This is a genomic window from Paenibacillus hubeiensis (assembly GCF_032334105.1).
Taxonomy (GTDB): Bacteria; Bacillota; Bacilli; order Paenibacillales; family Paenibacillaceae; genus Paenibacillus; species Paenibacillus hubeiensis.
Genome location: NZ_JAVYAE020000005.1, coordinates 144,455 through 170,698 on the forward strand (window position 1 = coordinate 144,455; position 26,244 = coordinate 170,698).

Below are 26,244 nucleotides of genomic sequence, written 5' to 3' on the forward strand. Positions count from 1 at the left end.
TTTTTGAGCCATACTATTGTTGCCACGATACGTGTATGCAAAACTCCCGAGGACCGTTCCACTGTCACTGGCCAAACTCAGAGATGCCAGAAGTGCCGAAGCTCCCTTTTATGACAATGAGATGAGTGGCATCTTCTTAAAGAAACTGGTTAAGGAAAGGTAAGCACTCATGTAAGCCACCAAGCTGTAACTGTACAGTTGGAATGTCCCGATCGTTCAACGCAAAAAGCACCGCCATCCCTTGTTCAAAGGGATAAACGATGCCTGGTTTGCATGGGCCTGGCAGCAGGGCCAAGCGTAGAAATCTGTTCTTATAGAGAGGCTTGGTATATGGAGACGACGTCTTCGCGCTGCAATTGGTTGAAAAAGCCGAATGGTCCAAAACGCATGGCTTTATCGGCCATCGCATCAATCTGGCTGTCATCAATGTCGTAATCGGCCAAGCGGCTGGGAGCTCCGATCGAAGTCCAGAATTCGCGCAGCGCTTCAATGCCTTCTTCGGCAACCTGTTTGTCCGATTTGCCTTCCGTGGATACGCCAAACACGTTTACGGCGAGTCGTTTGAATCGCTCTACATTGACATCGAGATTATGCTTCATCCAGTGCGGGAAAAGGATAGCCAGTCCGCCGCCATGGGGAATGTCATACACGGCCGACACCGCGTGTTCGATGTTGTGCGTTGCCCAATCCCCGGCAAGACCCATGTTCAGCACATCGTTCAGTGCCATCGTTCCACAGTAGAGAATGGTTTCGCGAAGTTCATAGTTTTCCAGATCTTTAATGAGCAAAGGCGCCGTCTCAATCACCGTCCGGAGAATCGTCTCGCAGAATCCGAGCTGAACCGGCGTGTTGGTGTCCGGATGGAAATAATGCTCGAAGACGTGCGACATCATGTCTACCATGCCGTAAACGGTCTGGTCCAGAGGAACGGTATACGTATGTACCGGATCGAGGATCGAAAACGCGGGATAGGAATATTCGCTGAACCAGGCCCATTTCTCCTGCGTATCCTGATTGGTGATGACCGAACCGTTGTTCATCTCGGATCCCGTTGCGGCCATCGTCAGCACCGTTCCGAGCGGAAGTCCGCCTTGCGGTGTGGCCTCGCGAACGACAACATCCCACATGTCTCCCTCGTATTTGGCCCCTACCGCGATCGCTTTGCCGCAGTCGAGCACGCTGCCTCCGCCAACCGCAAGCACCAATTCGATCTGATGCGTCCGGCATAACTCCACGCCTTTGTGAACCGTGGATAGGCGCGGATTCGGTTCGACGCCTGCCAGCTCGGTCACTTCTGCGCCGATTGCGTTCAATTGGGCGATCACCTGATCATACAGCCCGCTGCGCTTGATGCTCCCGCCGCCATATACAAGCAAAATACGTTTTCCGTATTTGGGTACTTCCGTTTGCAATGCCTGAAGCTGTCCTTGGCCGAAAATCAGCCGGGTCGGATTATAATACTGAAAAGATCTCATAACGTTTGTTTCCTCCAAAGAAGTCTGAATTTTTGTGGAACAACTATTATAGTTCTCTTTATATGTAAAAACAAATATAGGTTTATCAAGCCTGATCCGATTGCAACGCTTGGGAATACTCACAGCGATTCAGCGCCCTCCGTGCCGACGTCGATTTCATCATGACGCTGATCTTCTTTCACTCTTGAAAGCAAATTTTTGAGGTGTGCACGCAACTCTTCATTAGATTCAGAAGGTTTAGTTTTGGGACGCAGTAACAATTCATTATTTTCCGTAACGCGTATTTCAATCTCCGAACCTTCCTCCAGATTAAGACGTTTAAGCAGTTGATTGGGAATCCGAATGGCACTGCTATTCCCCCACTTGCTGAGTGTGACTGTCGTCATGACCTTTTCACACCTCTCTTTGGATTGTTGTTCCAATTATACTCCTCCTCACCACAATTGAATATCCATATGATCTACATAGAGGATAATGAAGATGGTTCGTTTTGCCCTTATTAATGGAAAGAATATCATCGGAGACTCGTTTGTCCATCGTTATTTTGAAAAACAAAAACATCCCTGCACGTATTTCCACGACAGGGATGCTGTTTCGCTTTTAGCTTCGATGCCGAGGCATCGGCTGCGTAAATAAATTTCCTAGATAAGTTCCTGCTTCCGCTTCAGATATACATACAACGCGACGCCGGATACCGCGCAAATCGCTGCGCATAGTCCGATGAACCCGTATCCTGCCTGAAGTCCGCGCAGCAGGCCGGTTTCAGTTGTCTGACCGTAGAAACCCTTCACACCTTCGATGACCCAGCCGATCACGTAGTTGCCGATGACGCTGCCCACGCCCATCAGCGTGACCGTAAACGTAATCGCCGTGTCGCTGCCTTTGGGGTACCTTTTGGCAATGAAGGCCATGACCGTCGGATAGATCATCGCGATGCCTGCGCCGGATACCGCGAACAGGAACGCCAGACTTTCCCCGCCCCCAATCGCCGCGAACGTGCATACCGCCGAGAACGCAGAGAACAGGATGAGCGACAGCACAAACCCGATGCGGTCCGTCAGCGGCCCAAGCAGCAGCCGCCCAAGCGAGAACGTGAGGAAAAACGCTGACAACATGCCTGAGGCTTTGACCGTATCCCACGCATACGCTTTTTCCAGGAAGTTGACCAGCCAGCCGCCTACCGCAAGCTCGGATACAACGCCGAAGGACAGAATGGCGACCATCATCCAGAGTGCAGGATCACGCGTCAGCATTTTGAGGGAAATGCGGTCCTCATGCGCCAGATCGTCGCCCGGAAACGTGCTGCGCAGGGCAGCAATGATCGGCAGCAAACAGAGCGCCAACATGACGAGGTACATGCCGCGCCAGTCGAGCTGGTGTCCGAATATCGTGAGCGACATCACACCTGTGGCAAGCAGTGGCGCAATCGTCGAACTGGCCCCGTAGAAGAAATGGGACAAGTTCATCATCATGCCCGTATTTTTCACGAAAATCCGTGCCCCCAGAATCGCAAGCGCAATCTCCAGCATGCCGTTTCCGATGTACATGAAGAAATAGGATGATGCAAAAAGCGGATACGTATGAGACAAATAAATGAATACCCCCGACAAAATCATCGAGGCAAAAGAGATAATGCTAACGGCCTTGATGCCCCATTTGCGCACCAAAATCGCGGTGAACGAGCAGGCAATGAGATATCCGAGCGCGTTCAGGGACAACAACGTCCCAAGCTGTTTCTCATCCAGGTTAAAGTCGAATTGAATGCGCGGAATCGCGGGACCTTTAATATTCTCCGAGATGCCAAACACGATAAAACCTAGAAAGATCGTTGCCAGCTGCATGGCATATAACTTGTTGAATTTCTTTTTCGTCGTCGCTCGCTGATTCAAAATAGGTCCTCCTGTAATCCGATCCAAAGATCAAAAATGGTGCTGCGGACACCAAGCTTTACTTTTCCTAATATAAATTGTGTCTGGTCGTGCCAAAACGGGATGATAACGTTCCCGAATTCGTTTTCGGAATAATGCCCCGAGCGAGGGAAAGCGGTACTGCTGGAGATCACTCAGGTAAGCCGGAGCAAACGTTTCTTCCTTGGTACTGCTTTCTTCCAGCGCATATGCAGGACAAAATGACAGCTTTTGCATCCTTCGCTCGGGTTGGTTCAGCCTTTTTATCAGCAATCGTCATTCGTTTGAAAATTACTCGCCTGCTTATTTCTCGGGTCGTCTTTACTTGTTCACGGCTTCCCTTTACCAGCGTTTCTCGACCCGTTCGATTCGGTAAGTCAGGCTCTCCAGCGTCACCGCCACAAGGCCATTTACATATTCGCGCCGGGTATCCTGGTGGATGAGCAGCTTCGGCATATGCTCCTGCGGAATCGTATCGAGACAGCGTTCGATGATGGCATCGTGCATGCCCGGCTCGACGGCGTCCCCCGTAATGACGATGGCCGCAGGGTTGATAATCGCAATGATCGAGACCATTGAGTGCACGACCAATTGCAGCAGCCCTGCGGGCGTTTTCAGCATTTCAAGCTGTTTTTCCCGCGTCATGCCAAACGGCAGATACGAAATTTCACCCCCGAAATGGGTGTTGCCGGACAAAGAGTGCCCTTCGATCATAAAGCCCGCACCCGGAAAATAATTCGGGGAAAACGACAGCACGGCAAAGTTTTTTTCCTCGGCAAAATGCTGCTCGGTGTACAGCCCGTACACCGTCAGGTTCATGTCGTTGCCCACGACCACTTCCACGTCCTCGTACTGCTCCTTGAGCCGCGGACCAAGCGGCTGCTCCGCCAGCTCCGGTACGTCGCAGATGCCGATCACCCCATGATGCGCCACGCCGGGAATACCGATCCCGATCGCTTGCACGTTATGATACCGGTCAACAAGCTCCGCAACCAGTTTCTCCATCGTAACGAGAGTAATCTCATCGTACAGAAGCGTCTGCTCATCCAGTACCTCGCCATTCAGGTTGGCGTTAACCGCCACGATCGAGCGCTCCCCATTCACGATGCGAACGATAAGTGACAACACGCTTGCGTAATCCGCATTAAACTGATACCGGCTCGCGGGTCTGCCCCCGCTCGATTCGTCCGGTCCAAGGTCGATAATCTCCCCGGTCTGGAGCAACTCGTTCAGAATCGTGCCACACGTCGCGACACTGAGTTTCGTTAGATTCGCGATAGACGCCTTCGTGCCAACGCGGATGGTGCGCAGCGTATTTTTTACCAGCTCCACGTTGATTCGTTTGACCTGCTGCGTATTGTGTGCTGTCGGGTTCAAGGCGGTGTCAAGCCTCCTTTCGCGATGTTGGATTTCACGGTTGATTATTTTAAAAGAGTTTTAATAAGTGAAGTTTAGGTGGAGTCGAGCGGAAAGTCAATGCTTCAGTTGAAAATAAAACAGCTATGAAAGAGCGGAAAAAGACAGTGCAAGATCGTAAAACTCATGACCCCGCACTGCCCTCTGTCGGTTTCGTGTTATGTAGACTGACTGATGCGATACGCCAGCATGCTTTTCTCCAGCCGAATTTCGAATAATTTTCGGTTTAGTTCCTGCTCCATCGTGTGTAGGTGGTAAGCTGCTTGCTTCACGGTATCCATTTCCAAAACGCCAGCCTGCTTGGCAATGATGTCCATCGCGTCAAGAATAAGTTTGCGACACGTGGTTAGTTGTTCGACGTAATCGTCTTCCTGGAGAACGAGTTGTTCGTACTTCGAAGCGATCTCCACACTGTCGTTACTTACCATGTCATCACTCCTTTGTTAAGGAGAGAGTATCATAAATATAACCTGAAAGTGGTACGTGAATGCGTAGCATATGAAACTCTATACGACATGTTCACGACGGATTGTAATATGAAGTGCGACACCTACTGGAAATAAATAAAAACGGGCACATGGTCGGATTTGTGTAGAATGAAGTCACCACAACAACCATTCACACAAAGAGAATCCTCCATGAGCTACTCACATCTTAGCAACATTGAGCGCAGCAAGCTAGAAATCCTCCACCGGCAAGGAGCTCGGGAGACACCCTTCGACCATTTGCCGTGAATTAGAGCGCTCAGCTTCATCTGGGACGTACAACTCAGAACAAGAGCAGAATGCGTATCAGGAGCGGCGTAAAGCTTCGGTATCCACGGGCAAATGGTCCGCAACCTTGGCTGCTTCGTTGGAAGAAAAGCTGAAGGTCATCTGGTTTCCTGAACAGATCGGCGCGTTTTCGCATGGATGGCCTGCCTGTCGTATCCTTCAAAACCATCTATCGCTGGATCTACAAAGGAAGACTGGTCCGTGGTGTACTGCAAGTCCTTCGAAGCGTCAGGAGCCTGCTGAAACTCACGGTAGATTTATCATTGGAAGATCCATTGCTCAGCGTCCCAAGGAGGTTCGTTCCCGCGAGACGTGTGGACACCGAGAGCTGGACACCATCGTATCAAGCCGTGGAAAAAGTAAAGGATCTATCGACACGTTCGAAGAACGGAAGACACGGCTGTATACCGTCATTCTCATGCCGGATCGGACGGCCTTGTCCATGGAAATCGCCCTCGGTGTCGCCATCTTGCAGTATCCTAAAGGGACATTTCTCACCGCCACGGCTGACCGTGGGAAGGAGTTTGCTTGCTATTCAAATGTGGAAACCAACCACGGGATAGATGTTTATTTTGCGGATCCCTATTCCTCTTGGCAACGGGGTTCCAATGAGAATGCGAACGGGCTGCTTCGAGAGTTTTTCCCGAAAGGTACGGATCTTGCTGAGGTGAAGGCTGAAGACCTTGCCCGCTCCTTGATTTAATCAATAACAGACCCCGTAATTGCTTGGGGTGTGAACCGTTCACGAATCCTTTTCAGAGAAACTGTCGCACTTGGCTTGACAATCCGTCATCGCTTAAGAGACCACCTCATTTATGAAATGCACCCTGTCAAGCAGACAGACTAAAAAAACAAAATCATCAGTATGCAATCCCCTCGGTTATTCCTAGCTGAGGAGATTATTTTTTCTTCGTTAAGCTGCTCGTCGATATTCGTTAGGGGATAAACCATTTAGTCGTTCGGTATATCGATAATTATTGTAATAGCACATTTAGGATTGTACACTTCGCAGGAGATCGTCGTATGTGTCATATTTCTCCAAGTAAAATCTTTCTGCTTTAAAGGTACCCCAGAATCTTTCAATAGGCTGGTTGTCCAAACATCGACTTACACAGACATACTTGTCCTAAACTTGTATTTCGCTTGAATTCGCTTATATTTGAGCGACGTATATTAAAAGCCTCGGTAACCTTGTTTTTATGGCCCCCCCAGTTGTTTTGCCTCATGGTTAGGATTGGATTCATGTCGCAGGCAACGCCTTACCACCTGAATCTTCATTTCATATGAAATTGGGCTTCTTTTTGACATTACAAAAACTCCCATCATGGTAGAGGTAGAAGTTTTTTTCTACTGTCTACTATGATGGGAGTATATCATTAAAAAGGTGGTCTCTTAAATAATTATTTAGTTAATCTCAATATTAACATCAGGCACGCTTACCACTGTTCCACCAACCTGTTCAGTGTAAACACCAACTTGTGAAGTACCACCTGGAGCATATTTCTTATAAATCAACTTACCGGCAGTGTTAACGCCAACCGCGTAGTTAGTCAGATACATAGTAGTATAAGCAGGGATAGTTTTTTCAACACCATAGGTTTTACCGGCAGTATAGTTTTTTTCAGCAGCCAATTGAATTCCTACTTCTAATTCTGTTCCAGCCAAAAACCCTGCTCTCAGAGAAGCTGTATTTTTAATAGAGGCTGTGACATTCCATGTGGCTGTAGATGAGCTTTGTTGTTCATATTTGGCTTTGGTTTCCCCAGCACTGTTGTTTGCTACACGGAAGGTACCCATATTTTGATAACGCCAGTTCTTTGACACACTGTCTGGATCGTAACGGTCAAAGGAATAAATATAACCATCACCCGTCGGAGGCGCCATCGTTTGTACACGCTCACTCAGAGGAATGACTTCAACCGTATTTCCGTTCATATCTGTTTCCCAGGCTCTGTGTTCTGGGATTTTAAATTCATTTTGTCGGATGTTTTCATCAATTTTTTGTTGAATTTCTGCAGGTATTTCTTGTTGAGCAAACGCAGCTTGAGGGGTAATCAACGTAAGAGATAAGACAGAAAGGATAGACAGTTTCAACAGCGTCTTCTTTTTCATAAATATACCTTCTCTCGTGATATTTTTACTTCTTTAAATTACTATACTATTCCAAAACTGTCAAATATTTTTAAAAAAATCCACTATTTCTTTCATTGCGGCTCTCATTGTAACAATACTTGCATCCTTCTCAGCATTCACCGTAATAGATATAACAAGATTTTTATACAGAAAGGTCGCTACATCTGTATTTTTAGAGAGTCCAGAGTTAGTCTTTTCAAAACCTTTGGATGAGTCCCAAATTACCAGATCTTTATCCAGATAATTTTTTGTGTAACCTATTCTTACCTGTATTTGAGTCGATTGATCCTTATTCTCATAAATGTAAATTTGTTGAGTAGGGCGCATATCGCTTGTATCTCCGTTGACAGTTAGAGATTGCCTTTTATCGAAGGTGAGTTCCTTTTCTACAATAACTAAACTTTTGATGAGGGGAATGTTCTTTAGGGTATAGTTAGGAATGTGGACGACCTCAGAAAATTCCTGAACTAAAGCTTCGTATTCTTCATAAGTGTAAATATCAGTCTTAGGTTCATTTTTAACTTCCGTCTGTATAGTAGGTTCGTATTGTCCTTCAGGTTTTATTGCATCACATCCAACTACGACAGAGCACAACAAGACAACACAAATAATAAGTTTCTTCTTATTCATTGAGAATACCCCTTAATAAATGTATTTTGGATTACTCAATAAAATATAATGTTTATTTCAAATTAGGCATGTTTTTGCATTTCCACAGTAATAAACGTTATGGAAATGGAAAAGTCTGATAGTTTTCTTATTTTTTTGTTTAATTTAAGGTCCTTCACATCTTTGAATAAATTCAAAACAATAATTATCCCTCATACGGTGATAAAAACCGGTTAAAGACAAATAGAAATCGCCCTCGGTGTCGCCATCTCGCAGTATCCTAAAGGGACATTTCTCACCTCCACGGCTGACCGCGGGAAGGAGTTTGCTTGCTATTCAAATGTGGAAACCAACCACGGGATAGATGTTTATTTTGCGGATCCCTATTCCTCTTGGCAACGGGGTTCCAATGAGAATGCGAACGGGCTGCTTCGAGAGTTTTTCCCGAAAGGTACGGATCTTGCTGAGGTGAAGGCTGAAGACCTTGCCCGCTCCTTGATTTAATCAATAACAGACCCCGTAATTGCTTGGGGTGTGAACCGTTCACGAATCCTTTTCAGAGAAACTGTCGCACTTGACTTGACATTTTCATGAATGTTATACGGGACTTCTTAAATATCCGCACGGATTAGATTATAGTCATTGTCAAAATACGCATGGATTCTGTGGCCGCCAAACAATTCTCCGTCGTCATACTCGCAGTAAATATGAGTATGCTTGATCACAATATCCAACAGTCGGATGCACGCCGCAAATCTTTCTTTGCTGACGTTATACTCCCCCGCGTCAACCCGATCCCAGTCCAGGTCCGGGTCATCCTCGTCGTACTCTGGCCAGAAATCATTTTTGAACGTCACTAACTCACCCGCGATCCTTGCCTTGGCCTGTTGATCAAATTCAGACAATCCCTCGTACAGCTTCTCAGCCCGGTGTATCATCTCTTGCATGTTGACTTTGTTGTCGGACGCATCCAATGTCCAGTGCACTGTGCCTTCGCGAAGAAGCGTGTATCCTTCACTTATTTCTTCGTAAACCAATGTGCCCATCTTCGCACTATGAATCGATTTCAGCAACGTTTACCATCCTCCTTTACAACATACCGTTCATTCCGCCGAACATCCTGCCTAACACATCCCATTGTACAAATATCCAACATAATATCATTGCTAAAGATAGACCAACCAACAGATTCGTTTTGTTCTTCGGGATGGCAGCCAGCAGGATTACGACCATCAATATGTATACCGCATAAAGCCATGGGATCAAATAATAATGCGTGTGAATCGGCAAGTATGCGTTTCGTAATTCGTATCCTTCCGCCAGCAGCACGGTGATGGGAAGCGATAGGATCGCAGCAGAGATGAACCCTTTTCCACGCGCATACCACATCACATACGCACAGACTGGAGAAATTAATGAGACTTAACCCATAAGTTTGCCATTTGGCAAGCTTATGCTTCCAATTCCCCCATCTACATACACACATTCCTATTTCGCTTTGAAAATGTGCAAAAAGTGCCCGTTTCAGGACCTTTATGAATGAAAAATCACTAAAAATATCGGTTGCAGGAAGTAAGACCTTCAAAATGTACAATTTGAGTTAGAGGGAGTGTAAATTATGGTTTAAATGAAATCTTTAAAGTCAAAGAAGTCAATCACTATTACGATTGACTTCACTTGAATTTATTGAGCTATCGTTTCCCGTTAGCGAAATAACAGAAAGTTAACACAAATTTATTTAACACAGATTACTCGTCCTTTTGTCATTTGCACTAATTCTTCAGGTGTTAATTGAAACACTGCTCTTGGATGTCCGGCAGCAGCCCATATCTCTCTAAATTGTAACAAGTCTTCATCAATAAGAGTGATGATTGACTCTTTATGTCCTAAAGGGGGTACGCCTCCAATAACAAATCCTGTGTGTTTACGTACAAATTCAGCGTCAGCTTTTCCTAAATTGTCATTCAGATGGGTGTTAATTTGCTTTTCATTAATTCGATTTACTCCACTGGCTATCACCAATAAGGGTTTATCGTTATTTTTGAGTCGAAAGATAATTGACTTAGCTATATGTGCAACCTCGCAACCTATCGTATCGGCAGCTTCCTGTGCAGTTCGTGTACTGTCAGGTAGTTCTATAACTTTATTTGCATATCCCAACTCTATTAGTTTGTTTTGCACCTGTTGTGCACTATCTTTAAGTTGACTTGTCAACGTGTATCCCTCCTTAATGATTACAAGCAATTAAGATTCCGCATAATACATAACAACCTGTATTGTCACATCTTCGTCCGATTTATTTATATAACGGTGTTCAACATTGCCTGCAAATCTTATAGCCTGTCCTTCTTGTAAGGCGTATATTTCATCCTTAATCTGTAGATTAAACACTCCAGAGATAACTGTGATGTACTCTTGAACCCCATCATTGTGTGGGAGTGAAACATAGTTACAAGTAGGACTAAGAATAATCGTAAACGTTTCAATACGTGTTTGGGGGTCAAACGGAAACAGCAAGTATACTCTACAATTTCCATTGTCTTCTGTTAAATCTGGAATTTCTTTTCGAGTTGCAATGGATACTATTGCCTCATCCTCTTTAAGTAGAGATGAAAACGAAATATTGAGTCCCGTAGCAATTTTCCACACGGTTGTCACTGTGGGCTGCGTTTCTCCTCGCTCAATTTGATGAAGCATACCTTTACTAACCTTTGTTAAATCAGCAAGCTTATCTAAGCTTAACTGCCTATGTTTTCTAATACGTTGCAGGTTGTTTCCTATCCTGATGTGTATAGCATTCAAGAAGTAACATCCCCTTTCGTTCATTATACTATACAAATATATCATTATACAGTACGTTTTACAAACGTTGTATTGGGCTAAACTGCCCGTTCGTATTATGAGGTCATCCAGTTTTTTACTGTTTGACCTCTTTTGTTCGTAGGAGGTTTAGTATGGGTAGCCGGGGTAGACGTCTCTGCCCGTGGGGCTTGACCCCGTGAGCTAAACTGTTCACCCCCTACTTCATCCCAATATTCAACAGCCCGATGCACGCCGCAAATCTTTCTTTGCTGACGTTATACTCCCGTGCCCATCTTCACACTATGAATCGATTTCAGCAACGTTTACCATCCTCCTTTACAACATACCGTTCATTCCGCCGAACATCCTGCCTAACACATCCCATTGTACAAATATCCAACATAATATCATTGCTAAAGATAGACCAACCAACAGATTCGTTTTGTTCTTCGGGATGGCAGCCAGCAGGATTACGACCATTAATATGTATATCGCGTATAACCAAGGTATCAAGTAATAATGAGTGTGAACTGGCAAGTACGCGTTCTGCAATTCATACCCTTCCGCCAGCAATAAGGTAATAGGAAGCGATAGGATCGCAGCAGAGACAAACCCTTTTCCACGCGCATACCACATCACATACGCACAGACTGGAGATATCAACGCACATATGCCCCAGAACAAGATGGCTTTTCCAGGAAAAAAATTCAGGAACAGCGTGGTATACACGTAATACACGGCAAGCATGGAAACAAAAAACGCAAAAACGTTCGCTGACGCCCATTTGGGCGAGCAGCTAAACACCGACAAAAGCGTCGCCGTAAATACCCAGATCCCCAGGCGTCCGCCGATATTATCAAATATGGGGTTAATGCTTGCATTGTCTACTAACTTTGCGGCTACACCCATAATGATTCCCAGCACGATGGCATAAACGATGGAACGAAGCTTGTGTTCTTTGGTCGACCCAATCGGGGTTCGAATAGAATTCAAGGCTCGGTTGCTTACCATTTCACACATCCCCCAGACGAGCGATGGCATATTGCAGCAATTGTGCTTTTTTCGCTTGCGTAATCTCCAGTGGGGCGTCTTTTAATGCAAGTGGATTCACTTCGATTTTTTTTCCGGCAGCCTCCTGCTGCTGCGCAATTTCCATCATGGTGTTCACCGGGCTGGTGTAGTTTCTAAGCAATGAGCGGCGTAGTCTTTCCGTGAGCTTTTCCGGTTCCTCGTTTACGAAGCAAAGCTTGCCGTGTACCAAAGAAACATGTTCCTCAAATTGGTCCTTGAGATCGACGACATGCCAGCCTGACCAAATCTCCCGGACCTCGCGAATCACTTCTCCCAGATCAGGGGCATACCACAAATGGATCGTTCGGGCGGGGATATCGAGATGAAATCCTTGATCCGGAATCTCCTCCGGCCATTCTTTCAAATCCAGTTCCGTGCGTCCGACATGTTGATCCAAGTGTTCGAGCAGTTCGGGACCTTGCAGCAAATATTCCTCCATCTCCCACTGTGCCGGATATAATCGTAGTTCCCCGTTCGAAAAAACGATGCTCGCAATCGTTCGCACCCAGCCTTCCGCCGATTCCGGCGCTAATGCAGCAGGCTCTACAGGCTTGTTGGTCCGCCCCGTCAATTCATCCGTGGGATGGCCGACATATTCAGCCAGATCCAGAATGCCCGCCGATGCCCATTCAATGGACCAACCGGGCCATAGCGGCTTCATCATTCGAATCAGGTGCCTGCGCAGCGGAATTTCGTAATTCACGTCCTCCCCGCCATACCAGAGCAGCACTTGACGATCCAAATCCATCAGCGCGCCCCCTTCTGCCCAGGCCGTATCAAGCCATGCTGTCGTCGGCTCTTGACGTTTGATGAATTCCAATGCTGCTTCCGGGCCCCAAAACAAATTTTCCGGCATCGAGATGCCGCCCCAGTGACTGTAATACAGTGAATATGTATGATGTTCAACCAGTAAAAGATTTGCACGATGCCCCATTCATCTTCTCTCCCCTGTATTTCATAATCGTTGTTACTATAGAAACCGCATTAATCAATCACACTTGGCCACTGCGAGTTCAGTACCATCTTCCGATCGCTGTTATCCCCAGATTTTTTTGAATCCCCTTTTTCAAGGGGAAATCCGGTGATAAAGGCGAACGCTTCGCTTCTTCAGTTTGGTCCTGCCTCTTCGTTAACGTGTTTATGTTTTTGCGGTTTATATATATCAATAATATTATAAATCCTCCACTTTTCCCCAACCTTTTAATTCCTTAAACGTAATATTAAAGTAAGAAAAAAGACAGTCCGTTGAAAGATGCCTTTCGTATACTTAACGTATCCAGCGTACGAATCGTTTGAACGAAAATGGACCATGAACAGGAAGGTGAGTTTTCATGCAAAAACAGAGGGTAAACGACCAGCGTTCCGTTAAAAAAATACCCTTGCCGACATTGCCCCTGAAGCGCGTTTCTCCCCTTGGGCCGGGGTGGACAGGTGCGATCACGGTATTAAGCTTAGTCACGTTATGTAATGGATTGGTGCAAGGATACTACTATTTGGGATCACGAAGCGTTGCGGACTATTTAATCGGGACTTCATTGTTTTTGACCGTAATCCTGGGTATTACCGGAATCATTGCCGGGTTGCTGCATTGGGCAAAACAAATGCCTTCACGATATGTGTGGTCCATGCTTGCTTCGTTCTGTGTGTTGTCGATCAGTTTTTTTGGTCCCATCCCGTTAACGCTGCTGGTTGCTCTAGTAATGATTATTTGCTTTTCCCTGCTCGGTGCGGTGCTCTATCGATTTAAGGCTGGAGCTTATCGGGAAACTAAGAGCTGGAAAAAACGGACGGCAGGAGCAGCTGCCGCAGCGGCTCTCATTCTGATCTGCATGCTGGGGTACTGGCTCATGAGTGAAGGCAAAGCTGAGCTAACCGTGCCGTATCCGTTACAAACCGTCAAATCGGCGGAACAATACCGCACGACATTGTCCAATCCGGCGGAGCTTGGGAAATTTCGCGTGAAATCGATAACCTACCGAAGCGATCCAACATCTCGCAAAGATCTCGGAGAACAAGGCATGCTTATAACCGAACCCGTCGACGGTTCAGCCTTTGTGGACCAATGGGCGGCGAGACGCACAAAAACGTTCGGTTTCGGGCCGGAAGCGATGCCGTTAAACGGGACGGTCTGGTATCCCGAAGGCGACGGTCCGTTCCCGCTGGTGTTGATCGTACACGGCAATCATCTTGCGACGGAGCCTTCCGATCCGGGTTATGCTTATTTGGGCGAGCTGCTGGCAAGCCGGGGATTCATCCTGGCTTCCATCGATCAAAACTACCTGAACACTTCTCCATTCAACGACCTGTTCATGTTCAGCGTTCTGAAAGGAGAGAATCGCGCCAGGGGATGGCTGATGCTGGAGCATCTCAAGACATGGGACAAATGGAACTCCACCGAAGGCAATCCGTTCTATGGCAAGGTGAATATGCAGCGCATCGGGCTGATCGGACATTCCCGGGGTGGCGAAGCCGTCACCACGGCGGCAGCTTACAATGAAATGACATCCTATCCCGAGGATGCCAACATCAAGTTCGACTATCATTTCAACATCCGTTCCATCGTTTCGATTGCCGGCACCGATGGGCAATATCAACCGGCCGGACAACCGATTGCCTTGAAAGACGTGAACTATCTGGCCCTGCACGGCTCCAACGATATGGACGTCTCTTCGTTTGCCGGAGCGAATCAGTATCACCGGACCCGATTTACGGGTAACAACGGATTTTTCAAATCCTATGTGTACATTTACGGAGCCAACCATGGACAATTCAACAACGAGTGGGGCAAACACGATGGTGTCGGCTTGGGAAACATGCTGTTCAATACGGCCGGGCTTCTTCCCGAGGAGCAGCAAGCACTGGCGGCAAAAGTGCTGATTTCGTCTTTTTTGGAAGCCACGCTGAAGGATCAAGCCGCGTACCAAACCGTGTTTCAGGATCTTGGGCACGCCAGGGAATGGCTTCCCGAGACGATGTATATCAGCAATTATTGGGATGCAAACACAACAACGATCAGCAGTTATGACGAGGACAGCGATCCTGAGACGACCACGTTGTCGGGGGGCCGCTTGGAAGGAGAGTCGCTTGGGGGATGGAAGGAGCAGAAGATGGAGATGGCCCATACGGTCGAGCAGTATAGCGCCGTTTCCCTGGAGTGGGATCACGCGACAGCTTCTTCCGTTCCTGCCTACAGGGTCGTTTTGCCTGATCGGGGAATCGAAACGACCGAGCAGAGTTCCATCGTGTTCTCCCTGGCTAACGGGAATGCGGATCATGATGCAGAAGACGGAACAGACGCGCTGGTCGATCTAACCGTTTTGGTTGAAGATGACCAAGGAAATGCCGGCCGTTTGCCGCTAAGCAGCGTTTCCCCCCTGCTGCCGATGTTCGAAGGGTCGCTTGCAAAACGGCCGTTTGCTTTCTTCCAGACAACCAAGGAGCCGATCTTTCAGAATTATGCCTTCAGCCTGGCCGAGTTCGCCAAGACCAACTCTAATTTTAACCCGGAACGAATCCGCAAAATCAGCTTTGTGTTCGATCAGACGGCCAAAGGAAACCTATTCATCCGGGACATTGGCATCCGCAACGCCAAGCCGTAGATACTACCTGATGCTTTGCAATAAACAGGAAGATTTTATCTAAAAGGACGTCGTCCTTTAACCGACTTGATGGTTATAAACCAAAGATCCCCTCCGAATTTCAGCGCTGCGATGCTCGGTTTCGGATGGGATTTTTTTTGCCGCTTCATCTCCCCTCTATTTCTCCAATCCGTTAAACTCCCTCAGCATCTGTGTAAAATCAGTCAAGCGCTGGTCATCCCAATGGGAAATTCGCCCGTAAAACGCATCTTCCTTTTCCTTCAGCGCCTCGATCGTCTGCTGCCGTCCCTGCTCCGTGAGCGAGAGCAGCACGCCGCGGCGGTCTTCCGGCGATACCTCGCGGCTGACGTAACCGGCTTGCTCCAGCTGTTTGATCAAACGGCTGACCGAGCTGCGGTCCATGGCCGTCGCTTCGGCCAACGCAGCCGCGCTCGCCTGGCCGTGGGAATACAGCCAGCGAATCAGGTGAAATGCCGCAGGTTGGAGGGCTGCGTCGAAGCGTGCCGCCGTTTGCACATGCAGTGCATGCGACGCGCTGATTAACGCTTGGATCTGCTCTCCGAGCGCGAGTTCCAACCGTTCCCGTTCAGTTAGATCCGCTTGAAAATCCCTCATCTCCAATATTCCTCCCACTCATTTAATTGACAAATATCAATTAATCATTATAGTTGATTTATATCAATCATATAACCCCTCGCAGTCTCTTGTCAAAATCAGAGGACGGATTTTATTTTATTCGCCAAAGGAGAATGATTCATGTCCAAGTCCAATCATCCGATCGTTGTCATTACCGGCGCCACCAGCGGGCTCGGTCAGCTCGCCGCCCTTGAACTGGCCAAACGCGGCATGCAGTTGGTGTTGACTGCCCGAAGCCGAGAGCGCGCCGCTGCCACCCATAAGCTCATTGTAGAAGCCGTGCCTTCCGCGCAGATTCAATTCTTCTACGGAGACTTGTCTTCCATGCAGGACGTGCAGCGCATCGGACAAGAAATCGGCACGGCTTTCCCGAAAATCGACGTACTCCTCAACAATGCCGGGCTGCATGCGTTCGAACCTCGCACAACGTCCGAAGGATTGCCCGAAATGATGGCCGTCAATTACCTGTCGCCATGGCTGCTCACGCATACGCTGCTGACTTCCCTGCGAAATGCCGGGAAGGCGCGGATCGTCAATGTCGCATCCGAAGCTTCGCGCCGTCACGGAACGCTGACCTTGCCGGATGATTTGACCGACACATCTCCCTTCACGGCGCGCGGATCCTCCCCGATCTATGGCAAAACCAAGCTGCTTAATATTATGTTCACCGCTGAATTGGCGCGCCGATGCGCAGGCAGCGGCATATCGACGAATGCCCTGAACCCCGGCTTCAACGTAACCGGACTTGGCCGTGAACTCCGGTTCGCATCCGTGCTCGAACGCATCCTGAACGCACTCCGCATCGGCGACCCGCGCCGGGGCACGGATATGATGGTGCGCTTGGTAACGGAGCCCAAATATGGGCAGGTCACAGGAGGTTATTTTAATGTAGGGACGGGAAAAGAGATCCACGCTGTCGCCCCTGCCCGGGACGTGGCGTTACAGCAGCAGCTGTGGCGTGATACCGAAACCTTGCTTGCAGAACGCGGATATTTGAAATAAACAAGTACAGCAGTTGCCATGATTCATGAACTTCCGGACAACACAAAAAAGGGGCTTCATTGCCCCTCCTTCAGTCTATCCGAAGCTAGCTGCCAAAAGGCTGCGTCTAAGCTTCAACTGACTGCTCCCGCATTATTCAGAACTCCGTACAGACATAAACACGTCCACCTCATCCTCGCTGTCCACCGCAAAACCGAAACGTTCGTACAACCGCCGTGCCGCACTGCCTTGCAGGACGTTCAGATGAACGATCCGCCCCTGCACCTCGGCTCTCGCAAGCAATGTCTTCAGCACATGTGTACCGATGCGCCTGCCCTGATACGCAGGATCAATGTAGAAATGCTCCAGTAAATACGCATCTTCGCCCTTCGGCTTCAGCGCCACGCATCCGGCCTCATTCCCGTCCACCTCAATGATCCACGTATGCTCAGGATCGAATGTCTTTCGGAACCGCGCGCGCACGTTCACATCGTCATATCTGCCCAAGCGGTTTAAATCGTCATACAACACAACCGCCCGCAGATCGGCGAGCTTGTCCTGGTCTTCCTTTGCAGCCCGTCGCATGTTCACCTGCACATCCATGGATACATTCTCCTTTTTCCACCATTCGCATTAAAACGAAAAAGCCCTTAGCCCACCAAAACGAAACTTCATGGCTCCTGGGCTTAAGTATAACCTATCTTAGTCAATATCAGAGTCTCTGAACGCCTAAAAGTTACGCCGTGCACATTCCACAGCCATCTGCATCCAGGACATCCCTTCCGAAACGAATCCGATCTATCCGTACGCATGCAGACAAGCTTACCAAATCCAGGAGGAACTATGCTATACTACTTAACAAGCAACGCCCGTCACAATGCCGTCATGCATCCAAACTCGATATAAAAAGAAAGGTGTATGCCATGGAAATGAGAATGATCAAAACCTTTCAGACCATCGTGAAGCTGGGCAGTTTCCAGCAGGCCGCAGAAGCGCTGCAGTATTCTCAGCCAGCGATTACGCTGCACATGCAGAAGCTTGAAGCCGATCTCGGCGCCAAACTGATTCATCGGGGCAAAAAGATCGAGCTGACGGAAGCGGGGAAAATATTCTATGCACGTGCCGAAATGCTGCTGAGGGAATACGATTTCCTGACACATACCATTGCGGATATTCAACAAGGCGAAGCAGGGTATGTACGGTTAGGCGTTTCGGAGCCTACGGCAAGCCATCGGTTGCCAGCCATCCTCTCCGCATTCAGGGCGCATCATTCCAAAGTCAAACTAAACGTTCGCATCGGGGACAGCAAGCTGCTGAACGAACTTTTGATTGACGAGCAGCTCGATTTCGCCGTTTGCCCTTCACCGGAAGCCAGCCTGGATACCGAGTTTCACCCGCTGCTGTTTGAGCCGATGGCACTGCTCGTATACGAGGATCACCCTTTTGCCGAAATGAATGAAGTCCGTCTTAAAGACCTGAAGGACCACCATCTGTTATTCACGCCTCCCAATTGCCCCATCCGGATCCGCATCGAACAACTGTTGAAAGAACACATCGGAAACGATTATCAGGCCATTGAAATCAGCAATATCCGATCGCACAAGTACTACGTGCAAGCGAAACTGGGGATCACGATCGCTCCGGTGGGAACGATTGCTCCCGAAATTCCGGGTACAACGATAAGAAAACTATCAGATTTAAACGTCGGACCGCTTGTCGGCATTCTGCGCAAACGCAACATGCCCATAGGCTCTGCGGGGACAAAACTGATGCAGGATATTCGCTCCGCGTTGCTGCAACGCCATTTGCATATTCCCGAATTTCAGCCCCCGGCGCCGATCGCGCGGGCAGAGTAAAAGCTGCGGCTCAGTGCCGCAGTTTTTTAGCGTTCGGGCTTGAAGGCAGTGCGGCCTAATTCAGCCTACTTCAGTCTCCCTGCCGTACGTCCGCCATCCACCGTTAACACAGCCCCTGTAATAAAGCTGGCCTGTTCCGATGTCAGATACAAAATGGCTTGCGGCGCGTCATCCGGGCCCGAAGTGCGACCAAGCGGCGTAATACGAATCATCATTTCCGTGTGCTCTTCCGTCATCACGCTTACCTCGCTGCCCGGAGCGTAACCGGGAACTACCGCGTTCACTCTAATATGGTACGGGGCCAGCTCCAGTGCAAACGTTTTGGTCAGCATTTCCAAACCAACCTTGGAGACCGAATAATTACCCATACCTACGCCAGCCGTGCTGGCGGCCCCTGAACTAATGTTGATAAACGAACCCGGCACTTCGTTCTCGATCATCCGTTTGGCAAAACGCTGGGTCAACAGGAACGGGGCGGCCAGATTCAGGTCCAGCGTCTCGTTCCATTGTTTCAGGTCCATCTCCATCAATGTCCGATATGGATAGATACCCGCATTATTGATAACGATATCGGGCGCCCCCCAATGCTGCTGTACCGCTGCGATCAACCCGTCCACCGAATTTTCGTCGGTAAGGTCGGCCGCATGCCTATGAACCTCCACCGCCTCCAACGAAGAAGCAGCATTTCGCAACGGCTCCTCGCGTAGATCCGTCAAAAACAGCCTTGCTCCTTCAGCGGCATAAGCACGTGCAATCCAGCGGCCGAACACGCCTGCCGCCCCGGTAATCACTACTTTTTTGCCAATGAATCGATGATCTGGCATGCATCCGTACTCCTTTTTATCATCTATGTTGTGTTCATGCCCGCAACGGGCAACCCTTCATCCTTTTACAAAGCCCAGGCTTGCCGGATTGAAATCGACGAGTCGCGCCTCTTCGTCCTGTTCACCTCGACGATGATCACATTCACGCATGTTCTTCACCCATTTTCCCGAATTCAATGGTTCCCGACATGTGCGGGAGCTTCCGCTTTCTCCAACTCGTCCATTCCGGCAGCAACCAAATGTTCCGCTCGTTTCAACTCATGGCCGAACCGGTTCATTTCACGCACCAACCCGGTTCGCAACCGATAATAAACATCGCTGCCTGGAGTGGATGCTGCCAGAAGCTCGGCATCCGCCAATGCCGGTACGAGCGGCTGGCTGATCGCCGGATCATGCCCATACACGCTGCCCCGTACATAATTGAGGGGCACCAATATGCGGCTGAGTCCCAGCACAACCCGGTTCGCAACCCGAAGGCCCGGTTCGGACAACCCCGGCGAGACCGAAGCAACCAACCGATAGAATGCGTCCACCGTCTGGGCAAGCTGCCGAAGCCGAAGCTCGATGCGTCCAAAGTCGAGGTGCTCTCCCGCCAGTTTGGCATAGGCATTCACCCTGTCCTGCAGGGCATGAACGGCTTCACGCTGGTCGATGGGCACGATTGGCGCGGATGCGGCATGGTAGATGGCAGCGGCATATACTTTGCAATCGCGTACCAGATGCGCCGGGTCCAGCTTGTCGAGCGTATCCTCGGTGGTATGCCACCACCAGCCGAACCAACCGTCGGGCTGGTAGGACAAACCCATGAAGACCGATGGCAAGCCGACTCCCCAGAAAGATTGGTCACCGGCTCGGCCGAAAGGCGACCCGCGGAAGGGTTCCTCCGTGACGACGCGGACAGCGTCTGCGCACAAGGAGCGCGTCTCCGCCATCGTGTTGGCTGCACCGAGGCTAACCGCGCCAACGGCACCCACCGAGTCGATGTTGACGTGCAATACGCCATTCTCGTACAGCTCTTCCCAATGCAAATCGCTGTATAACGCAGAGCCTGCATACCTGCCGTGCGAATGGCCGGACCAGAAGGCCAGCCTGACGCTTCGCCGCAGACGTTCCCGGTACAACGAGAGCACGCGGGCCGTCTCCAGCATGACGGCATTGGCCGAACCGTTATCCATGGCGCCGTAATGCCAGGAATCCACATGGCCGCTGAACAGAATGAACTGCTCGGGCTCCGCCTGTCCGCGGATTTCCGCCGTCAACGTCGGAATAGGGAGCCAGCCGGTCGTTACTTCCGTCTGGATCACAGCGTGAACGATGCCATCGTTTCCGCTTTCCAGCCGGGCTTTGATTCGTTCACCATCCGTCCGGTTGACAGACAGGACCGGAATAACCGGGTATCTGTCTTCCAAAGACGCAGGGTTCCCCCATACCGCCGATACGATCATTTCATGGGTGTACGTCCCGTTGTTGATGAAAATCGCGGCGCTCGCTCCTTGCTGCTGAAGTCGGTCCAACACGGTCCAGTTCGCCAAGCCGTGCACAACGGCAGCGCCTCCGTTGAACTCATGATCGCCGATGGCCTGCGCGTCCACATATTGAAGCGGTACGTCCAACCGCGCGGTCGATGCCGACATGGCATGCGTAATGGCATCGTAAGCGACGCTGCCCACGATCAGTTCCGCGTGTCCTGGCAAGCTGATGAACGCGTCGTGGAATTCCAGCTTTGGCTCCAACCCGAAACCCTCCAGCGTATCACGGATGTACTCAAAGGCACGCAATTCCTCAGCCGAGCCTGAGAGACGTATTTCCTTAGCCACGTTTTCGTTATATACGGTCAAACAGCCAGCATCAATGCTGCCGAGGATGGTTTCCAGCGCTGTCTGGCGCACTCGTTCAGCCTGTTCCTTTTCCCTTTCTCGCTCCGTCCAATACCCCGTTCCTGCCTTCCCGATCGGTGGTTTCCGTTCAGTCACGGGCATCGCCCACCTTTCCGGCCACCCCGATGACGAGGTCGTCCTGCGAATTCCCTCCAAGGTAGCGTAGCGCCGTTTCCCCAAGGATCGCGATGCCCGTGAAGATCGCGCGCTCGTCAAAGATGATCGAATCGCTGTGCAAAGGCAGCTGTGACCTGGCGTCTTCCGCCGATACGGTCCCCAAGCGGAACATCGCACCCGGCACATGCTCCAGATAAGCCCCGAAATCTTCGGCCCCCATGGAGGGTTCCAGCAGTTCAACGACAGCTTCCCGCCCCACGATGGCCTCTCCGGCCTGACGGATCACGTCCACGAACCGGTCGTCGTTTACGACGGGCGAGCCTCCCCGATAATACGTCAATTCGGCTTGTCCCCCGAAGCCTTCGGCAACGCGCTGAACCAATTGCCGGATACGCTCCGGCAGCGCATCGCGCGTTTCGGTGCGGTGCGTGCGGACAGTGCCCGCCAACAGCACTTCATCGGCAATGATATTGTACGCCTTGCTGTTGCTTTGAAGCTTCGTAATCGACAACACGACGGAATCGAGCGGCGAAGCATTTCTGGACACGATCGTCTGCAAAGCGCTGATGACCTGGGCCGCGATCACGACGGCATCCACGGTCTGATGGGGATAAGCAGCATGGCCACCTTTGCCCGTAATGCGTATATCGAACGCGTCCGCCGCAGCCAGCATCGGCCCCTTGCGGATACCGACCGTTCCTGCGGGCAAGTTCGGCCATACATGAAGGGCCGCAATGGCGTCCACCTTCGGGTTGTGCAGCACGCCGTCTGTAATCAAGTCGGTGGCACCTCCGCTCACTTCCTCGGCAGGCTGGAATATGAACTTCACCGTGCCATGCAAATGTTCGCGGTATTCGCTCAGCGCCGCGGCCGTGCCTAATAGAATAGCCGTGTGTACGTCATGTCCGCAGGCATGCATCACCCCCGGATTAAGGCTGGCGAAGGGCAAGCCTGTTTTTTCCTCCATCGGTAGTGCGTCCATGTCTGCCCGCAGTGCCAGCACCTTTCCCAGCCTGCTTCCATGAAGCAGCCCCACGACACCCGTGCCGCCGACGCCGGTCCGCACTTCCAGACCGGCTCCCTGCAGAAACTCCGCAACGGTTTGGGCCGTCTCGAATTCCTGATGTCCCAGTTCAGGATGCTGATGGAACTGGCGGCGCAGCCGGATCGCTTCATCCTTCCACTTTTCGGCAACCCATGCAAAGCTCATATCATACTCCTCCTTCTCTTTCTCCTATATAACAATCAGAACGGGTCAGTGTTGATAAAGGTGGCACTGTACCTCCCTGCCCGGGGCAACGGCAAGATTGTCCGGCACGACGGCTCTGCACACATCCATCGCATGGGGACAGCGGGTGTGAAACACGCATCCGGACGGCGGGTTCAGCGGAGAAGGAATTTCTCCGCTCAAGACGACCCGCTCTCTCTTCAGGCGCGGATTCGGCACGGGCACGGCCGACAGCAGTGATTTTGTATACGGATGCAGCGGATCGGCAAACAGTTCTTCCGTCGGTCCTTGTTCGACCATATGCCCCAAATACATCACTCCGATCCGATCGGCAATGTGTCGTACCACGCTCAGATCATGCGCAATAAACAGATACGCTATGCCGCTCTCCTGCTGCACTTCTTCCAGCAGATTAATGACTTGCGATTGGATGGAGACATCCAACGCCGATACCGGCTCGTCACAGATAATGAGCTTGGGATCGAGCGCCAGCGCTTTGGCAATGCCCAGACGCTGGCGCTGTCCGCCTGAGAACTCGTGCGGATAACGACTGTAATGCTCCTCGTTGAAACCTACTTTGTACAGCAGCTCCAACGCTTTCTCGGTCCGTTGCCGCTTGCTGCCTTTGCGGTGAATCAGCAATGGCTCCTCAATGGTGTAACCAACGCGCTTGCGCGGATCAAGCGAAGTGTACGGGTCCTGGAATACCATCTGCATATGCTGGCGGTAACTTCGAAGCTGGCTTTTGCCTAGGCCGAAAATGTCCGTACCGTCATAAACGGCGTTTCCGGACGTCGGTTCGATCAATCGAAGGATCGTTCGGCCGAGCGTGCTTTTGCCGCAGCCCGACTCGCCCACAAGTCCGAAGGTCTGCCCGGCATGGACGTCAAAAGATACACCGTTCACAGCCTTGACTTGGCCCTTCGTTCTGCCCAGAGACGATTTCACCGGAAAATGTTTGGTCAATCCGTCGATATGCAGCAGCGGCTGCTCCTCAGACAATGTGCTCATATTCCTCCCCCCTCTCCTGCGTCGCCGCTGCGATACCCGGATACCAGCAGCGCACTTTATGATTTTCCCCGATGCCCTTCAAGGGCGGGGTCTCCTTCAGGCAGCGTTCGCTGGCATGCGCGCATCTGGAGGCGAACCGGCAACCGGCCGGAACATGGTGGAGGGAGGGCACCGTACCTTCGATGACATGCAGCTTCTCGCTGCGATCCCCGTCAATCCGGGGGATGGAGCTCATCAGCCCCGACGTGTACGGATGCTGGGGGTTGAAGAACAGGTCATCCACATCCGCTTCCTCCACGACTTGGCCCAAATACATGACTGCCACTCTGGAGCATGTTTCGGCGACGACCCCCAGATCATGCGTGATCAGGATGACGCCCATGCGGTTTTCATTCTTTAAGCTGGAGATCAAATCCAGGATCTGCGCCTGAATCGTGACATCGAGCGCTGTAGTCGGCTCATCCGCAATGAGCAGCTTGGGATTGCAAGCCAAGGCCATCGCGATCATGACGCGCTGCCGCATGCCGCCCGATATTTCATGCGGGTGCTCGTCAACACGACGTTCCGGGGACGGAATGCCCGTTTTGCGCAGCAATTCCACCGCCGCTTCTTTTGCCTTTTTGCCTCGTAACCCCCGATGGAGCCTCAAACTTTCGGCAATCTGCTTACCGATGGTATGCACCGGATTCAAGGAAGACATCGGGTCCTGGAAAATCATCGAGATGTCGTTGCCTCGAATACGCTCCATCTCCCGCCCGGACAACGCAAGCAAGTTGGTTCCCTCATAGCGGACCTCTCCGCCGTACCGTACGGCCTCTTCGTCAAACAGTCGTAGGATCGATTCGGCGGTGACGCTTTTGCCGCAACCGGATTCACCTACAATGCCAAGCGTCTCTCCCGCATGAACGCGGAAGGTGACGCCATCCACCGCATGAATGGTTCCTCGTTCGGTAGCAATGGACACTTTCAAGTCCCGTACGTCAAGCAGCGGCTCTTTTTCCACGGCGCTTCCCTCCTTTCGCCTTGCGTGCATGCGGGTCCATCAGGTCCCTGAGCCCGTCGCCGAACAAATTCAGGCCGAGTACGACCAGCAGCAGGAAGCTGCCGGGAAACACGGTCATCCACCAAGCGTTATAGATGACGTTTTTGCCGTCGAACAGCATGTTTCCGAGACTCGGCGCAGGCGATGGGATGCCCGCACCAAGGAAACTGAGCGACGCTTCCGTCAGAATGGATACCGCAAAAATGAACGTGGCCTGAATGATGAGCGGCGATAAGGTGTTGGGAGCCATATGGATCCAGATGATCCGCCAACGGCTTGCCCCTTGGGCATGCAACGCCTCGATGTAGGTCAGTTCCCTGACCACAAGCGCCTTGGCCCGAATGATTCGCGCCACGGATGGAATGAAAATGATGCTTAAGGCGATGACGACATTCACCTGACGCGGTCCGAGTGCAGCCATGATCGAAATGGCGAGCAAGATGGAAGGGAACGCGAACAACCCGTCGCAGATGCGCATCAGGATATGGTCCAACAGCATGTAACTGGCCGACAGCAATCCAACCAGCATGCCGATCAGCGACGAGATGGCCGTCACCGCCAATCCCACGATGACCGAAATGCGCAGTCCGTACACCGCGCGGGTGAATACGTCGCGACCGAAGTTGTCCGTGCCGAACGGATGAGCCAGACTGGGCCCTTTCAGGCGGTTGACCGGATCAATCTCCAACGGGCCGTATGGTGTCAGAAGCGGCCCGAAGCTAATGAGCAGCAAGAGCAGGAACAGAATGAACGCCCCCGTCACCAGTAGGCGGTTATGCGTGATGCGCTTGAAGGCCAAGCGCCGGTTCGTGGCGGAGCGGAGCCCGGCCGGGGCCAGGGCGGCTCCCGAATTCGCCGACATAGGCGTTCCTCCTTTTGTAGTCAAA

The 26,244-nt window shown here is 50.7% G+C and carries 24 protein-coding genes and 1 pseudogene; 5 read left to right on the plus strand and 20 right to left on the minus strand.

The genetic code is table 11. The annotated features are described in order from the left end of the window. Nucleotides 1-311: 311 nt before the first annotated feature. The 5 genes from RSX24_RS15965 to RSX24_RS15985 form a co-directional block, all read right to left on the minus strand. Complete coding sequence (locus RSX24_RS15965) at nucleotides 312-1,475, minus strand: iron-containing alcohol dehydrogenase (RefSeq protein ID WP_343261154.1); 1,164 nt, start codon at nucleotides 1,473-1,475, stop codon at nucleotides 312-314. A gap of 119 nt (nucleotides 1,476-1,594) precedes the next feature. Next, nucleotides 1,595-1,897, minus strand: coding sequence for an AbrB/MazE/SpoVT family DNA-binding domain-containing protein (locus tag RSX24_RS15970; protein WP_343261155.1), 303 nt, complete (start codon nucleotides 1,895-1,897; stop codon nucleotides 1,595-1,597). Between the two features lie 219 nt (nucleotides 1,898-2,116). Further along, complete coding sequence (locus tag RSX24_RS15975; protein WP_339278464.1) at nucleotides 2,117-3,316, minus strand: MFS transporter; 1,200 nt, start codon at nucleotides 3,314-3,316, stop codon at nucleotides 2,117-2,119. A 408-nt stretch (nucleotides 3,317-3,724) separates the two neighbouring features. Next, nucleotides 3,725-4,759: an ROK family protein gene (locus RSX24_RS15980; protein ID WP_343261156.1), complete on the minus strand. Its 1,035-nt coding sequence runs from the start codon at nucleotides 4,757-4,759 to the stop codon at nucleotides 3,725-3,727. A gap of 197 nt (nucleotides 4,760-4,956) precedes the next feature. Next, complete coding sequence (locus RSX24_RS15985; protein ID WP_343261157.1) at nucleotides 4,957-5,226, minus strand: hypothetical protein; 270 nt, start codon at nucleotides 5,224-5,226, stop codon at nucleotides 4,957-4,959. Nucleotides 5,227-5,521: 295 nt separating this feature from the next. Here RSX24_RS15985 and RSX24_RS15990 point away from each other — a divergent pair, with 295 nt between their 5' ends. Beyond that, on the plus strand, nucleotides 5,522-6,274 hold the full coding sequence (locus RSX24_RS15990; protein WP_438286846.1) for an IS30 family transposase: 753 nt from the start codon (nucleotides 5,522-5,524) through the stop codon (nucleotides 6,272-6,274). 701 nt (nucleotides 6,275-6,975) lie between these two features. Here the strand turns inward: RSX24_RS15990 and RSX24_RS15995 are convergent. Then, complete coding sequence (locus tag RSX24_RS15995; RefSeq protein ID WP_343261158.1) at nucleotides 6,976-7,683, minus strand: hypothetical protein; 708 nt, start codon at nucleotides 7,681-7,683, stop codon at nucleotides 6,976-6,978. Nucleotides 7,684-7,743: 60 nt separating this feature from the next. Then, the gene (locus tag RSX24_RS16000; RefSeq protein ID WP_343261159.1) at nucleotides 7,744-8,334 is read right to left on the minus strand and encodes a hypothetical protein; all 591 of its coding nucleotides are present in this window, start codon (nucleotides 8,332-8,334) and stop codon (nucleotides 7,744-7,746) included. 252 nt (nucleotides 8,335-8,586) lie between these two features. Here RSX24_RS16000 and RSX24_RS16005 point away from each other — a divergent pair. Next, nucleotides 8,587-8,896 (plus strand): annotated as a pseudogene (locus RSX24_RS16005) (IS30 family transposase); the annotation flags it as partial. A gap of 28 nt (nucleotides 8,897-8,924) precedes the next feature. On the opposite strand, the gene RSX24_RS16010 reads toward RSX24_RS16005, so the two are convergent. From RSX24_RS16010 to RSX24_RS16030, 5 genes are all read right to left on the minus strand, one after another. After that, complete coding sequence (locus RSX24_RS16010) at nucleotides 8,925-9,386, minus strand: DUF2262 domain-containing protein (protein ID WP_438286839.1); 462 nt, start codon at nucleotides 9,384-9,386, stop codon at nucleotides 8,925-8,927. Between the two features lie 661 nt (nucleotides 9,387-10,047). After that, nucleotides 10,048-10,527 carry a YbaK/EbsC family protein gene (locus tag RSX24_RS16015; RefSeq protein ID WP_343261160.1) on the minus strand — a complete coding sequence of 160 codons (480 nt, stop codon included), beginning with the start codon at nucleotides 10,525-10,527 and terminating at the stop codon, nucleotides 10,048-10,050. Between the two features lie 30 nt (nucleotides 10,528-10,557). Beyond that, the gene (locus tag RSX24_RS16020) at nucleotides 10,558-11,115 is read right to left on the minus strand and encodes a helix-turn-helix domain-containing protein (protein WP_343261161.1); all 558 of its coding nucleotides are present in this window, start codon (nucleotides 11,113-11,115) and stop codon (nucleotides 10,558-10,560) included. 336 nt (nucleotides 11,116-11,451) lie between these two features. Then, the gene (locus RSX24_RS16025) at nucleotides 11,452-12,126 is read right to left on the minus strand and encodes a hypothetical protein (protein WP_343261162.1); all 675 of its coding nucleotides are present in this window, start codon (nucleotides 12,124-12,126) and stop codon (nucleotides 11,452-11,454) included. A gap of 1 nt (nucleotide 12,127) precedes the next feature. Beyond that, nucleotides 12,128-13,120, minus strand: coding sequence for a hypothetical protein (locus RSX24_RS16030; RefSeq protein ID WP_343261163.1), 993 nt, complete (start codon nucleotides 13,118-13,120; stop codon nucleotides 12,128-12,130). Nucleotides 13,121-13,517: 397 nt separating this feature from the next. Between RSX24_RS16030 and RSX24_RS16035 the strand changes: the two genes are divergently transcribed. Then, the gene (locus RSX24_RS16035) at nucleotides 13,518-15,785 is read left to right on the plus strand and encodes an alpha/beta hydrolase family protein (RefSeq protein WP_343261164.1); all 2,268 of its coding nucleotides are present in this window, start codon (nucleotides 13,518-13,520) and stop codon (nucleotides 15,783-15,785) included. 156 nt (nucleotides 15,786-15,941) lie between these two features. On the opposite strand, the gene RSX24_RS16040 is transcribed toward RSX24_RS16035, so the two are convergent. Beyond that, nucleotides 15,942-16,400 (minus strand): MarR family winged helix-turn-helix transcriptional regulator, encoded by a 459-nt coding sequence (locus RSX24_RS16040; protein ID WP_343261165.1) that lies wholly within the window; start codon nucleotides 16,398-16,400, stop codon nucleotides 15,942-15,944. A 141-nt stretch (nucleotides 16,401-16,541) separates the two neighbouring features. Between RSX24_RS16040 and RSX24_RS16045 the strand changes: the two genes are divergently transcribed. Next, entirely contained in the window at nucleotides 16,542-17,423 is an 882-nt protein-coding gene (locus tag RSX24_RS16045) for an SDR family NAD(P)-dependent oxidoreductase (protein ID WP_343261166.1), read from the plus strand. A 132-nt stretch (nucleotides 17,424-17,555) separates the two neighbouring features. Here the strand turns inward: RSX24_RS16045 and RSX24_RS16050 are convergent, their stop codons facing one another. After that, the gene (locus tag RSX24_RS16050) at nucleotides 17,556-18,005 is read right to left on the minus strand and encodes a GNAT family N-acetyltransferase (protein WP_343261167.1); all 450 of its coding nucleotides are present in this window, start codon (nucleotides 18,003-18,005) and stop codon (nucleotides 17,556-17,558) included. Between the two features lie 326 nt (nucleotides 18,006-18,331). On the opposite strand from RSX24_RS16050, the gene RSX24_RS16055 reads away from it, so the two are divergent. Further along, entirely contained in the window at nucleotides 18,332-19,258 is a 927-nt protein-coding gene (locus RSX24_RS16055; RefSeq protein WP_343261168.1) for a LysR family transcriptional regulator, read from the plus strand. A 65-nt stretch (nucleotides 19,259-19,323) separates the two neighbouring features. On the opposite strand, the gene RSX24_RS16060 is transcribed toward RSX24_RS16055, so the two are convergent. The 6 genes from RSX24_RS16060 to RSX24_RS16085 all read right to left on the minus strand — a co-directional run bounded on the left by RSX24_RS16060 (nucleotide 19,324) and on the right by RSX24_RS16085 (nucleotide 26,219). Further along, the gene (locus RSX24_RS16060; protein ID WP_343261169.1) at nucleotides 19,324-20,082 is read right to left on the minus strand and encodes an SDR family NAD(P)-dependent oxidoreductase; all 759 of its coding nucleotides are present in this window, start codon (nucleotides 20,080-20,082) and stop codon (nucleotides 19,324-19,326) included. Nucleotides 20,083-20,255: 173 nt separating this feature from the next. Beyond that, a complete protein-coding gene (locus RSX24_RS16065; protein WP_343261170.1) occupies nucleotides 20,256-22,055 on the minus strand; it encodes a M28 family peptidase in 1,800 nt (599 codons plus the stop codon). Beyond that, entirely contained in the window at nucleotides 22,048-23,286 is a 1,239-nt protein-coding gene (locus RSX24_RS16070; protein WP_343261171.1) for a M20 metallopeptidase family protein, read from the minus strand. Before RSX24_RS16070 ends, RSX24_RS16065 begins: the two co-directional genes overlap by 8 nt. 45 nt (nucleotides 23,287-23,331) lie before the next feature. Further along, nucleotides 23,332-24,315, minus strand: coding sequence for an ABC transporter ATP-binding protein (locus RSX24_RS16075; RefSeq protein ID WP_343261172.1), 984 nt, complete (start codon nucleotides 24,313-24,315; stop codon nucleotides 23,332-23,334). Continuing rightward, nucleotides 24,299-25,318 carry an ABC transporter ATP-binding protein gene (locus RSX24_RS16080; protein WP_343261173.1) on the minus strand — a complete coding sequence of 340 codons (1,020 nt, stop codon included), beginning with the start codon at nucleotides 25,316-25,318 and terminating at the stop codon, nucleotides 24,299-24,301. Before RSX24_RS16080 ends, RSX24_RS16075 begins: the two co-directional genes overlap by 17 nt. Further along, nucleotides 25,296-26,219: an ABC transporter permease gene (locus RSX24_RS16085; protein WP_343261174.1), complete on the minus strand. Its 924-nt coding sequence runs from the start codon at nucleotides 26,217-26,219 to the stop codon at nucleotides 25,296-25,298. The genes RSX24_RS16080 and RSX24_RS16085 overlap by 23 nt, the downstream gene beginning before the upstream one ends. Between the last annotated feature and the right edge of the window lie 25 nt (nucleotides 26,220-26,244).